Below are 11,874 nucleotides of genomic sequence, written 5' to 3'. Positions count from 1 at the left end.
GCGCAGAGGCGCCGTGTCGGCGGCTCGCGGGACGAGGGGGTTCGCATGTCCGACCAAACGACTCGACCGGCAGGGGTGACGGTCGTCGCGATCCTCGCCTGGATCGCCGGCGCACTCGACATCATCTCGGGAACGATCCTCTTGTTCCAGGCCGGCGCCGACTCCGTGGCCGACGGGCTGGGCGGCACCGGACCGCTCTACTCCGCGGCGATCGGCTCGATCGTGCTCGGCCTCATCGTGGTGGTCGTCGCCGCGGGCCTGCTCCGCGGCAACTGGGTGGCGCGCATGATCATCACCGTGCTCGAGGTGCTCTCGATCATCGGCTCGCTCTTCCTCGCCTTCGCGTACCTCGGCGCAGCGGTCGGAGAATGGCTCGGCATCGCGGTCTCGCTCGCGGTGGTCCTGCTGCTCTGGACGCATCGGGCCAGCGCGTACTTCAACAGCGAGAGCCGCGCGTGACGGGGGCGCGGCGCCCGGGCGGGGTCACGCTCGTCGCGGTGCTCTCCTGGATCTCGGGCCTGCTCGACATCGTCGGCGGCACGATCCTGCTCTTCCAGACGAGCGCCGCGGCGACCGTCGAGCAGTTCGGCGGCGCCAGTCAGCTCATCGCCTCGGCGATCGTCACGATCCTGATCGGTGCCATCGTCATCGCGGTGGCGGGCGGGCTGCTTCGCGGCAGCGCCGGCGCACGCGTCGTGGTGACGATCTTCCAGGTGCTCTCCATCGCGAGCTCGATCTTCCTCGCGATCGCGTACCCGGCCGGGGCGATCGGCGAGTACTTCAGCATGCTGATCTCGGTGATCGTGCTCGCCCTGTTGTGGTCGGGCCGGGCGAACGCGTTCTTCCGCGAGTGAGGCGTGTGCTCGCTTGTGGTGTCGGCGTGGCAGAGCTTGTCGGTATCCCATCGATGCCGCGTGGCCGGTTTGTAGAGTGCGGACAGCTCACATCGAGGGGGGCCCGGGCGGGTTTGTAGGGCACGGATGCAGGGTTTCCGCGATGCCGCGCCCCGACCTACCGTGGCAATGAAGCCCAGACCGCACACGAAGGACGAGATACCGACGATGGTTGACACGGCACCCCGCACGACTTCGAACAAGCAGACGATCGCGCCCGACCGCTCGGCCGGCACGGCGCGGCCGAAGCCGGCCGGCTCCGCGGCATCCGCCCCGCAGTCTGCCGCGCCGACGCACCCGACGATCGACGTGGCAGCGCTCGGCCGTCAGCTGCTGGGCACCTGGGCCGACATCCGGCTCGACGCGCGCGACCGCGCCGCGCAACCCGATCTGCAGCGCATCGAGGGCCAGACGATGGCCGAGCACCGCGAGCGCGTGCTCGGTCAGCTGAAGATCCTGGTCGGGCATGGTGCGGTGCACCGTGCGTTCCCGACGGCGCTCGGCGGCCATGACGACCACGGCGGCAACATCGCCGCGTTCGAGGAACTCGTGATCGCCGACCCGAGCCTGCAGATCAAGTCGGGGGTGCAGTGGGGGCTCTTCGGTGCGGCCGTGCTGCACCTCGGCACCGAATACCATCACACGACCTTCCTGCCCGACATCATGTCGCTCGAGGTGCCCGGCGCGTTCGCGATGACCGAGACCGGCCACGGCTCGGATGTCGCGGCGATCGGCACCACGGCCACGTACGACGAAGCCAAGCAGCAGTTCGTGATCAACACGCCGTTCCGCGGCGCCTGGAAGGACTACCTCGGCAACGCCGCCCTGCACGGCACCGCGGCGGTGGTCTTCGCCCAGCTCATCACGAAGGGCGTCAACCACGGCGTGCACGCCTTCTACATGTCGCTGCGCAACGCGAAGGGCGGCTTCCTCAAGGGCATCGGCGGTGAAGACGACGGACTGAAGGGCGGCCTCAACGGCATCGACAACGGGCGCCTGCACTTCACGAACGTGCGGGTTCCGCGTGAGAACCTGTTGAACCGCTACGGCTCGGTCGCCGAAGACGGCACCTACTCGAGCCCGATCGCGAGCCCGGGCCGACGGTTCTTCACGATGCTCGGCACCCTCGTGCAGGGCCGCGTCTCGCTCGACGGCGCTGCGACCACCGCGGCCGCGATGGCCCTCACGATCGCGATCACCTACGGCAACCAGCGCCGCCAGTTCAACGCGGCGAGCGACACCGACGAAGAGGTGCTGCTCGACTACCAGCGCCACCAGCGCCGTCTGCTGCCGAAGCTCGCGACGACGTACGCGCAGGTCTTCGCGCACGACGAGTTCCTCGTGAAGTTCGACGCGGTGTTCTCGGGCGCGGCCGACACAGACGACGACCGCCAAGACCTCGAGACGATCGCCGCAGCGCTGAAGCCGCTCTCCACGTGGCACGCGCTCGAGACGCTGCAGGAGGCCCGCGAGGCATCCGGCGGTGCGGGCTTCCTCGCCGAGAACCGCATGGTCGGGCTGCGGCAGGATCTCGACGTCTACGTCACCTTCGAGGGCGACAACAACGTGCTGTTGCAGCTCGTCGCCAAGCGACTGCTCACCGACTACTCGAAGCAGTTCGCGAAGGCCGACGCCGGTGCGATGGCGCGCTTCGTCGTGCAGCAGACCGCCGATCGCGCGTACCACGGCACGGGCCTGCGCAGCCTCGCGCAGACCATCGGCGACTTCGGCTCGACCGCGCGTTCGGTCGCGGGGCTCCGCGACGAGCGGGTTCAGCGGGAGCTGCTCACCGACCGGGTCGAGGCCATGATCGCCGAGATCGCCGGGCGGCTTCGCGATGCGCGGAAGCTGCCGAAGGCCGACGCCGCAGCGGCGTTCAACCGCAACCAGAACGAGCTCATCGAGGCGGCCCGCGCGCACGGCGAACTGCTGCAGTGGGAGGCGTTCACGCGGGCGCTCGCCAAGACGAACGACCCCGGCACGAAGCAGGTGCTCACCTGGGTGCGCGACCTCTTCGGCCTCGGCCTCATCGAGAAGCACCTCGCGTGGTATCTCATCAACGGGCGGCTCTCGCCGAAGCGCGCGAAGGCGGTCAGCGCCTACATCGACCGGCTCATCGAGCGCCTGCGGCCGCATGCGCAAGACCTGGTCGATGCGTTCGGCTACGGCCCCGAGCACCTGCGCGCGAAGATCGCCTCGGGTGCCGAGCTGGAGCGGCAGGACGAGGCGCGCGCCTACTACGCGGCGCAGCGTGCGGCGGGCACCATGCCCGTGCCCGAGAAGTCGAAGAAGTAGCACAGAGGCTGCAGGGCGAAGGCCGGGTTCCCGCGGGAACCCGGCCTTCGCTGTACCCCGTACACCATACGAAGAATGTAGGCTGGCGCGATGTCGACCGAATCCGCCGGGCGCGGCGAACCCGACCGCACACTCCGGCTCCTGTGGCGCGGGCGGCTCGGCGAGCCGCTCGGCTCCCGCGGCCCGAAGCAGCGTTCGAGCGTCGACGACGTCGTCGAGTCGGCGATCCAGATCGCCGACGACGAGGGGATCGAGGCCCTCTCGATGCGGCGCATCGCCGATCGACTCGGCCTGAAGCCGATGTCGGTCTACACCTACGTGCCGGGCAAGGCCGAGCTCATCGACCTCATGGTCGACCAGGTCGCCGGAGAGGTGGCGCTTCCCGTGCTGCAAGGCGGACTGCGCGAACGCCTCACCGTGATCGCCCGGCTGCAGTGGGACGAATACCTGCGGCATCCCTGGCTGCTCGCGATTGACACGAGCCGGCCGCCGCTCGGCCCCAACGTCTCCGACCACTGGGAGTGGTGCCTCGACGCGATCGACGGACTCGGACTCGCCGACCTCGACATGGACCGGGTCATCACCCTGCTGCTCGGGTTCGTCAGCGGTCCGGCACGCGCGCACCTCGACGCGCAGCGACACCGCCGGTCGAGCGCCGAATCCGACATCGAGTGGTGGGAGCGCAATGCGCCGTTGCTCGAGCAGATCATGGATCCCTCGCGGTACCCGATCTCGGGCCGGGTCGGTCAGGCGGCCGGCGAGGTGCTCGCCGATCCGCTCGAAGCCTTCACCTTCGGGCTCGCCCGCGTGATCGACGGCATCGAGGACTACGCGGCGTCGGCGTCGGCGTCGGCTTCGCGCGCCGTGATCGCCTGACGACGGGTCACTTCGCCGGCGGCTGCTCCGACGGCGGCTTCATCAGCGCCCCGGCGGCGAGGCCGACCACGAGTCCGGCGGCGAGCCAGAGCCAGAAGCCTGTCCACAGGCTGATGCCGACCCCGACGATCGCGCCCACGACGAGTCCGACGATGAGTTGCGTGCGACGTGCGGGAGTCATGCGTTGGGCCATGCGCCAAGCCTACGGTCGTCGGCTCAGATGAGGCCGAGCGAGCGCACCGCGTCGCGCTCCTCCACGAGTTCGGCGACGGATGCCGCGATGCGGTGCCGGGCGAACTCGTCGAGCTCGAGGTCGGGCACGATGCGCCAGGTGCCGTCGACCGACTCCACCGGAAACGAGGAGACGAGCCCCTCGGGCACTCCGTAGGAGCCGTCGGAGACGACGGCGGCACTCGTCCACCCGTTCGGCGTGCCCGCCACCCAGTCGCGCATGTGATCGATCGTGGCGCTCGCCGCCGACGCGACCGACGACGAGCCGCGCACCTCGATGATCTCGGCGCCGCGCTTGGCCACCCGCGGGATGAACTCGTCGACGAGCCATTCCCTGGCCGAATCGGTGCCGCCCAGGCGGGCGGCGAGCAGCGCCGGCACCGAATCACCCGCGGCCGTGGCATGGGCGATGTCGGGGAACTGGGTCGCCGAGTGATTGCCCCAGATCGTGACGCGGCGGATGTCGCCGACGGGCGTGTCGACGGTGGCGGCGAGCTGGCCGAGCGCGCGGTTGTGGTCGAGTCGGGTGAGGGCGGTGAACCGCTCGGCCGGGACATCCGGCGCATGCGAGGCCGCGATGAGCGCGTTGGTGTTCGCGGGGTTGCCGACCACGATGACGCGGACGTCGTCGGCCGCGGCCGCATTGATCGCCGCACCCTGCGGCCCGAAGATGCCGCCGTTCGCGGTGAGGAGATCGCCTCGTTCCATGCCGGCGGAACGCGGTCGCGCGCCGACGAGCAGCGCGACGTTCGCCCCGTGGAACGCCGACCGTGCGTCGTCGTAGACCTCGACGTGGGAGAGCAGCGGAAAGGCGGAGTCCTGCAGTTCGAGGGCCGCGCCCTCGGCGGCGCGAACGCCCTGCGGGATCTCGAGCAGGTTCAGCCGCACGGGTGTGTCGGGCCCGAGCATGGCGCCCGAGGCGATGCGGAACAAGAGGGCGTACCCGATCTGGCCGCCGGCGCCCGTGAGCGTGACGGTGATCGGCTTCTTCGCAGCCATGCTCCGAGCCTAACCGCTGCCCGGAGGGCGCTCGCTCCGCGGTCTGCCGGCTCGCTCCGCGGTCTGCCGGCTCGCTCGGAGGCCGCCGGGTCGGCGGTGACCGACGACCCGGTGCGGGCAAGCCCGCGGCCCCGAACTGGGGATTCACGCCGCGCACCCGAGCCGAGTAGCGTGACGCCCACTCGGGAGCCCTGCACCCGTGCCTTCAAGCATGGGGAGTGAGTCGGGAATGACGGAACGTGCCGTGTCACCTGCGTCACCAATCGACGCGCCGTGGCGCCTCGTCGCGCTCGGCGCCATGCTCGGAACGACCTGGGCGGCGAGCCTTCGCGGACTGATGTCGACCATTGCGGGGGTGTCGTCGACCGTCGAGTGGTCGGGCACGTTCGTGCAGATCCTCGCCCCCGCGGCGGTCGTCGGCGGTCTCTACGGCTGGGCCGAGCATCTGCGCCGCTTCGACGGGCCGCCGTGGCGGCGGTGGTTCGCCCTCGCGCCTCTCCTGTTCGGCCTCGCCGGCCTGACCGGCGTCGCCACCTGGAGCGACGCCGGCGCCGCGGCCGTCATGGGCCTCGCGCTCACGGTGATCGCGGCCGTCGGCGGTGTCGCCCTCTCGGGCACCGGGCCGCTGTGGTCGAGGCTCCTCGGCGGCCTTCTCGCCATCGTGCCCGTCGTGGTGTTCGTCACCGTGCTGCCGGGTGCCGCAGGGCCGGCGTTCGCGCTCGCCCGGCCGCGCGGGGCGTGGCTGACGGTCTACTTCGCTGCACTCCTGACCGTGTACTGCCTGGCGGGCTCGATCCCGTTCCGGCGCGCCCCCCGGGGCCGTCGTGTGACGGGCAGGGCCGGGCCCTCGGCGCGGCTCCCGGCCGAGGCATCCGCCGATCGCTAGCGTGGCGCCATGAGAGAGATGTATCCGGAGATCGAGCCGCTGGACACCGGCATGCTCGATGTGGGGGACGGCCAGCACATCTACTGGGAGGTGTCGGGCAACCGGCAGGGGAAGCCCGTGGTGTTCCTGCACGGGGGACCGGGTGCCGGAACGACGCCGCAGCACCGCCGCCTCTTCGACCCCGAGCGGTACCGGATCGTGCTCTTCGACCAGCGCGGATGCGGGCTGTCGATCCCGCACGCGAGCGAACCCGCGGCGAACCTCGGCGCGAACACGACGTGGCACCTGGTCGCCGACATGGAGCGGCTGCGCGGCCATCTCAGCATCGATCAGTGGCAGGTGTTCGGCGGCTCTTGGGGAAGCGCGCTGGCCCTCGCCTACGCGCAGACCCACCCCGAGCGGGTGACCGAACTCGTGCTGCGCGGCATCTTCACGCTGCGGCGGCAGGAGCTCGACTGGTTCTACGAGGGCGGCGCATCCGCGGTCTTCCCCGATCTGTGGGAGGAGTTCATCGCGCCGATCCCGTTGCTCGAGCGCACTCACCTCATCGAGGCGTACGCGCGGCTGCTCGCCGACCCGAACCCCGAGGTGCACGAACCGGCGGCCATCGCGTGGGCACGGTGGGAGTCTTCGACCATCACTCTGTTGCCGCAGGCGGCGAACATCGCCAGGTTCACGGCACCCGAGTACGCGACGGCGTTCGCGCGCATCGAGAACCACTACTTCCGGCACGGCGGGTGGTGGGAGGAGGGTCAGTTGATCCGGGATGCCTCGCGGCTCCGTGGCATCCCCGCCGTCATCATTCAAGGACGCTACGACATGTGCACTCCCGCGATGACCGCGTGGGATCTGCACCGGGCATGGCCCGAGGCGGAGCTCACCATCGTCGACGACGCCGGTCACGCCTTCGACGAGCCGGGGATCCTCGACGCGTTGATCACGGCGACCGATCGCTTCGCCGGGGGCGACGGCTTCGGGGGCGACGCCGTGCATCGCGACGACGATGACGACGATGACGACGATGATGACGATGACGACGATGACGAGGGGAAGCGCTAGCGCGGACCACCCCGTCACGCAGTAGCGTCGGAGGATGACGTTCAATCCCGACGCGAACATCAGTGGCGGCAAGGCCTCCAAACGCGGACGCAACACCGGCATCGCCGTCGCGGGCGGCGGAGTGGGCGTGATCGCCCTGTTCCTGCTCTCGCAGTTCCTCGGGATCGACCTGACCGGCCTCGCCGGAGGCGGCCAGCCCGAGGCGAGCGACTCGGGGCTCGAGCAGTGCCTCACCGGTCAGGATGCGAACGAGAACGTCGAGTGCCGCATGAAGGGGGCGTCGGCGTCGCTCGAGGCCTATTGGCAGACCGAGGCACCGGAACTCGGACTCGCGTACTCCTCGCCGCAGAACCTCATCCTCTTCGACCAGGCGACCACGACGGGCTGCGGCAGCGCCTCGTCGGCGACCGGGCCGTTCTACTGCCCGCCCGACCAGACCATCTACCTCGACGTGAGCTTCTACGACGAGCTGCGCAACCGGTTCGGGGCGAACGCGGGTCCGCTCGCCGAAATGTACGTCATCGCGCACGAGTGGGGCCATCACGTGCAGAACATCGACGGCACCCTCGAGCGCTCGCAGGACGGCCAGACCGGACCGACGTCGAACGCGGTCCGCGTCGAGCTTCAAGCCGACTGCTACGCCGGTGCATGGGCGGCGAGCGCATCGCAGGTGCCCGACGACAGCGGCGTGCCCTTCCTGCAGACGATCACGAGGGCGCAGTACCAGGACGCGCTCAGTGCGGCGTCGGCCGTCGGCGACGACCGCATCCAGCAGGCGACGCAGGGCCAGGTGACGCCGCACACCTTCACGCACGGCACGAGCGAGCAGCGCGTGCGGTGGTTCGAGACCGGTTTCGAGCAGGGGGCCGGGGCGTGCGACACCTTCTCGGTGGGCGGCGCCGGGCTCTAGGGAGATTCCTCGCGTCGCCGGCGTCATGATCCGAGGGTGACCGCGTCTCTCTATTAAGAGGCGCGCGCCCGAATGCGCGCCGTCAACGAAGCGGCGCGTGCCCGAAACGCGCGTCGTCGACGCGAGGGACCCGACCCATGCAACGACCCATGCAACGATCCGACCACCCGATTCCGCACCGCGAACTCTTCCGGCCCGTCGGCCTCGACGAGGTGATCGCGACGCCGTGCGCCTGCGGGCGGGGAGCCGACCACTGGTACGCGCAGCCGATCCGGACGAGCGCGCCGGGCCCCCGATCGTCTGCCCGTGCGCGGCGCCCGCTGGCAGCACCCGCCCTCAGGCGCTGAAGCTCGCGGGCGGCGCGGGCGGCGCGGGCCTTGCGACCCCGGCTTTTGCGACCCCAGCTTTGGGGGGAGCGTGCGGCCGGCGGTGATCGCTACCCTGCTGTTGACCGTGGAGTGCACCCTGCGCAACGAGCACCGAACCGACCACGACTCCCGAAGTCAGCACCCGAACCACTCGCTCGTCCGCACGCCGATCAGGCGCGGCGCGATGTTCTCCGATGGGACGACGAGGAGGGGATATGACCGCCACCATGCGGCGTGTGCTCATCGCGGTCGTGGCGGCTGCGGTCGTCATCCTCGGCGCAGCCCTCGTGCTCGACAACGTCGCAGCCGGTGACCGGCGCGAGGTGGCGGCCGAATCGACGTCGGCACCGGGCACCTCAGACGATCCCGCGTCGGGTTCCGAAGCCGGCAGTGACGATCCCGACGACGCCGAAGAGCGCGGCTCATCGGGAGACGACGGCATCGCGACCGAGGTGCTGCCGCCGATCACCGGGTCGGCCGGGCTCCCGGCGCCGGTGGAGTACGCACCGCTCGTGACGATGCCGCTCCCGCCGACCGCCGCGGCGACCGGGGCCATCGTCGAAGGGTTTCCCGCGAAGGTGCCGGTCTTCGACGGCTCGGAGATCGTGACGAGCTCGGTCAGCATCGCGGGCGACCGCATGCAGGCGGCGCTCGAGGCCGAAGCGGATGTCGCGCCGCAGGCCGTGCTCGACTTCTACGTCGCCCGGCTCGGCGCGCTCGGACTGCAGGGCACCGATTCGCCCGCGGTGGGCGGATCGCGCGCGCTCGCGTTCGTTCGCGAGAACGACTCGCTCGTCGTGACGGTGACCGGCGCCGGCGCCGGCACGCGCTATACCGTCTTCGGAACGCTCACCGCTGCGAAGGGATAGCGCGTGTACCTCTCATTCTCGGATCTGCGCGGGAAGCTGAAACGCCCGGATGCCGAGATAGAGGGCGAGGTCGACGGCGAGGTCGGGGGCGAGGTCGAGGGCGGTGCGTCAGCACCCGCCGAGGGCGCCCTCGGCGAGACGACCCGGTCGTCGCCCGCCGGACGGACCGTGCGCACGGCGTCGGCCCGAGTGTCGTCGGTCGTCATCGCCCTCGGCATCGTGAGCATGTTCACCGACATCTCCTCGGAGGCGACGTCGGCGATCCTGCCGCTCTACATCACCGGCGTCATCGGGCTCTCGACCGTCGCATACGGCTTCATCGACGGCCTCTACCAGGGCGTCAGCGCGGTGGTGCGCATCGCGGCCGGATACGCGGCCGACCGCGGCGACAGCCCGAAGTGGGTCGCCATGTTCGGGTACGGGATCTCGGCGATCGCCCGGGTCGGGTTGCTCTTCGCGAGCGGGTTCGCCGCGCTCACGACGGTCGTCGTCGTCGATCGACTCGGCAAGGGCGCCCGCACGGCACCACGCGACGCGCTCATCTCGGCGTCGTCCGAGCCCGAGAATCTCGGACGCTCGTTCGGCGTGCACCGAATGCTCGACACGGTCGGTGCGGCGATCGGCCCGCTGCTCGCGTTCATCGTGCTGCTGCTGATCCCCGACGGCTACACGACGGTCTTCGTGATCTCCCTCGCCTTCGCCGTGCTCGGCGTGATCGTGCTCGGGCTGTTCGTGCCGAACCGGCACCCGCGGGCGGAGGGCGCAGGTCGCGACAACGCGCCGGCGCCGTTCCGCTGGCGTCATCTCGCGAACCCGCAGCTGCGCCGCGTGCTCGTCGTCGCAGGCCTCTTCGGGCTGCTCACGGTCGGCGACGGGTTCATCTTCCTCGTGCTGCAAAGCCGGAGCGCATTCGCCGCCGAGTGGTTCCCGCTGCTGTACGTCGGCACGAACGTGGCCTTCCTCGCCCTCGCCGTGCCGCTCGGGCGGCTGAGCGATCGCGTCGGCACCGCGCGGGTCTTCGTGATCGGACACCTCGCGCTCCTCGCGACGTACATCCTCGCCGCGATCCCGGTCGCGGGCTGGGGCGTGACGATCGCGTGCCTCGGCCTGCTCGGCGCCTTCTATGCGGCGACCGACGGCGTGCTCGCCGCACTCGCGAGCCGGGCGACACCCGCCGAGTCGCGCGCGAGCGGCATCGCCGCGGCGCAGACCGTCGTCGCCCTCACCCGGCTGGTCGCCTCGACGGGCTTCGGGCTGCTCTGGTTCCTGGTCGGCCGGGTCGAGGCGGTCGTGCTCGTCGCGATCCTGCTCGCGGTCGCCATCCCGATCGCCGCGTGGGTGCTGTTCGGCCGCGGGGCGGCGCGCGCAGGTGAACCCACGGCGCACGCCGATGCGCAGACCCGCGAGCAGACGGGCGAGCAGATCGACGACGAGGCCCCGGAGCGCACGCTGTGACGCAGCGGTTCAAGTGGGGCCTCGTGATCGTGGCCGCCGTCGTGCTCATCGGCGGTGCGCTCGCGTACGGCGTCACGGCGTTCGTGCGGTTCGAGGCGCGCACGAACGCCCCCAGCGAGGTCGACTCGGTCGCCCTCGACCGGGTCGAGCCCGGGCAGGTCCTCTTCCGCTCGACGGCCGCGGGCGAGGACTACGGCCTGCTCGCCGCGGTGCCGGCAGACGATCCGGCCGCTCCCCGCGCCGTGCACGACCTCGCGTGCGATCGCGTCGACGCGACATCCGACTACGTGTCGTGCCTGCGCACCATCCGGGGCATCGTGACCACCTTCGAGTGGCAGGTCACCGACGCCGCGTTCGACGAGGTGTGGAGCGTGCCGCTGCCCGGAGTGCCGAGCCGCACGCGAATCGCCGACGACTCCCGGTACTGGGCGTCGACCGCCTTCGTGACCGGCCACTCGTACGCGACGATCGACTTCTCGACCGCGACCGTGATCACGGGTGCCGACGGCACCGAGCACGGCAACCTCGAGGGGTTCGACTTCACGGTCAACGGGGCGGCGCTCACGAGCGCCGACCGCAACTTCTGGGGCGTCACATTCGTGCCGGGCGGCGACGAGTTCTATGCGACGGCAGCGTCGGGCGGCCGCACCTGGCTGGTTCGCGGCGACGTGGGCGACCGCACGCTCGTGGCGATCCGCGATGGCGTCGAGTGCCCGTCGATCTCTCCCGACGGCACGCGCATCGCCTTCAAGCAGGTCGCCGGAACCGCGCCGGAGACCCGCTGGACCATCGCGGTGCTCGATCTCGCGACCGGCCGCGAGACCGTGCTGCCCGAGCACCGGAACGTCGACGACCAGGTGGAGTGGCTCGACGACGACACGCTCCTCTACGGCATGCCCCGCGACGGCGCGGCCGGCGAGAGCGATGTCTGGGCGGTCGCCGCCGATGGATCGAATGCGCCGGTTCTCTTCATCGCGCATGGGTCGTCGCCGTCGGTCGTTCGGTGACTCCCGGGGGTCTTCGTGGGGTGACG

The 11,874-nt window shown here is 70.8% G+C and carries 12 protein-coding genes; 10 read left to right on the top strand and 2 right to left on the bottom strand.

From position 1 onward, the window contains the following. Nucleotides 1–45 precede the first annotated feature (45 nt). From DCE93_RS12235 to DCE93_RS12220, 4 genes are all read left to right on the top strand, one after another. Nucleotides 46–459 (top strand): DUF7144 family membrane protein, encoded by a 414-nt coding sequence (locus DCE93_RS12235; protein WP_146184999.1) that lies wholly within the window; start codon nt 46–48, stop codon nt 457–459. Continuing rightward, on the top strand, nt 456–854 hold the full coding sequence (locus DCE93_RS12230; protein WP_108596121.1) for a DUF7144 family membrane protein: 399 nt from the start codon (nt 456–458) through the stop codon (nt 852–854). The genes DCE93_RS12235 and DCE93_RS12230 overlap by 4 nt, the downstream gene beginning before the upstream one ends. Before the next feature lie 207 nt (nt 855–1,061). Continuing rightward, nucleotides 1,062–3,188 (top strand): acyl-CoA dehydrogenase family protein, encoded by a 2,127-nt coding sequence (locus DCE93_RS12225; RefSeq protein WP_108596120.1) that lies wholly within the window; start codon nt 1,062–1,064, stop codon nt 3,186–3,188. A 90-nt stretch (nt 3,189–3,278) separates the two neighbouring features. Next, complete coding sequence (locus DCE93_RS12220) at nt 3,279–4,064, top strand: TetR/AcrR family transcriptional regulator (RefSeq protein WP_108596119.1); 786 nt, start codon at nt 3,279–3,281, stop codon at nt 4,062–4,064. Nucleotides 4,065–4,071: 7 nt separating this feature from the next. Here DCE93_RS12220 and DCE93_RS12215 read toward each other — a convergent pair whose 3' ends face one another. Together DCE93_RS12215 and DCE93_RS12210 are read right to left on the bottom strand one after the other, a co-directional pair. Next, a complete protein-coding gene (locus tag DCE93_RS12215; RefSeq protein WP_108596118.1) occupies nt 4,072–4,257 on the bottom strand; it encodes an HPP family protein in 186 nt (61 codons plus the stop codon). A 23-nt stretch (nt 4,258–4,280) separates the two neighbouring features. Continuing rightward, on the bottom strand, nt 4,281–5,294 hold the full coding sequence (locus DCE93_RS12210; RefSeq protein WP_108596117.1) for a malate dehydrogenase: 1,014 nt from the start codon (nt 5,292–5,294) through the stop codon (nt 4,281–4,283). A 229-nt stretch (nt 5,295–5,523) separates the two neighbouring features. On the opposite strand from DCE93_RS12210, the gene DCE93_RS12205 reads away from it, so the two are divergent. The 6 genes from DCE93_RS12205 (at nt 5,524) to DCE93_RS12180 (ending at nt 11,848) form a co-directional block, all read left to right on the top strand. Next, a complete protein-coding gene (locus DCE93_RS12205) occupies nt 5,524–6,180 on the top strand; it encodes a hypothetical protein (RefSeq protein ID WP_146184998.1) in 657 nt (218 codons plus the stop codon). Nucleotides 6,181–6,189: 9 nt separating this feature from the next. Next, nucleotides 6,190–7,239 (top strand): prolyl aminopeptidase, encoded by a 1,050-nt coding sequence (pip, locus tag DCE93_RS12200; RefSeq protein WP_108596115.1) that lies wholly within the window; start codon nt 6,190–6,192, stop codon nt 7,237–7,239. A 34-nt stretch (nt 7,240–7,273) separates the two neighbouring features. Next, a complete protein-coding gene (gene ypfJ / locus DCE93_RS12195; RefSeq protein WP_108596114.1) occupies nt 7,274–8,149 on the top strand; it encodes a KPN_02809 family neutral zinc metallopeptidase in 876 nt (291 codons plus the stop codon). A gap of 583 nt (nt 8,150–8,732) precedes the next feature. Continuing rightward, nucleotides 8,733–9,386, top strand: coding sequence for a hypothetical protein (locus DCE93_RS12190; protein WP_108596113.1), 654 nt, complete (start codon nt 8,733–8,735; stop codon nt 9,384–9,386). Nucleotides 9,387–9,389: 3 nt separating this feature from the next. After that, nucleotides 9,390–10,841, top strand: coding sequence for an MFS transporter (locus DCE93_RS12185; protein ID WP_338027576.1), 1,452 nt, complete (start codon nt 9,390–9,392; stop codon nt 10,839–10,841). Next, the gene (locus DCE93_RS12180; protein ID WP_108596112.1) at nt 10,838–11,848 is read left to right on the top strand and encodes a TolB-like translocation protein; all 1,011 of its coding nucleotides are present in this window, start codon (nt 10,838–10,840) and stop codon (nt 11,846–11,848) included. Before DCE93_RS12185 ends, DCE93_RS12180 begins: the two co-directional genes overlap by 4 nt. The last annotated feature ends 26 nt before the right edge of the window (nt 11,849–11,874 follow it).

It is taken from the genome of Agromyces badenianii (assembly GCF_003070885.1).
GTDB classification, from domain to species: Bacteria; Actinomycetota; Actinomycetes; order Actinomycetales; family Microbacteriaceae; genus Agromyces; species Agromyces badenianii.
This window is presented reverse-complemented; position numbering and strand designations above follow the sequence as displayed.

Coding starts and splice junctions, on each gene's coding strand:
- DCE93_RS12235 (WP_146184999.1), top strand. CDS start 46: ATGTCCGACCAAACGACTCGACCGGCAGGGGTGACGGTCGTCGCGATC.
- DCE93_RS12225 (WP_108596120.1), top strand. CDS start 1,062: ATGGTTGACACGGCACCCCGCACGACTTCGAACAAGCAGACGATCGCG.
- DCE93_RS12220 (WP_108596119.1), top strand. CDS start 3,279: ATGTCGACCGAATCCGCCGGGCGCGGCGAACCCGACCGCACACTCCGG.
- DCE93_RS12215 (WP_108596118.1), bottom strand. CDS start 4,257: ATGGCCCAACGCATGACTCCCGCACGTCGCACGCAACTCATCGTCGGA.
- DCE93_RS12210 (WP_108596117.1), bottom strand. CDS start 5,294: ATGGCTGCGAAGAAGCCGATCACCGTCACGCTCACGGGCGCCGGCGGC.
- DCE93_RS12205 (WP_146184998.1), top strand. CDS start 5,524: ATGACGGAACGTGCCGTGTCACCTGCGTCACCAATCGACGCGCCGTGG.
- pip (WP_108596115.1), top strand. CDS start 6,190: ATGAGAGAGATGTATCCGGAGATCGAGCCGCTGGACACCGGCATGCTC.
- ypfJ (WP_108596114.1), top strand. CDS start 7,274: ATGACGTTCAATCCCGACGCGAACATCAGTGGCGGCAAGGCCTCCAAA.
- DCE93_RS12190 (WP_108596113.1), top strand. CDS start 8,733: ATGACCGCCACCATGCGGCGTGTGCTCATCGCGGTCGTGGCGGCTGCG.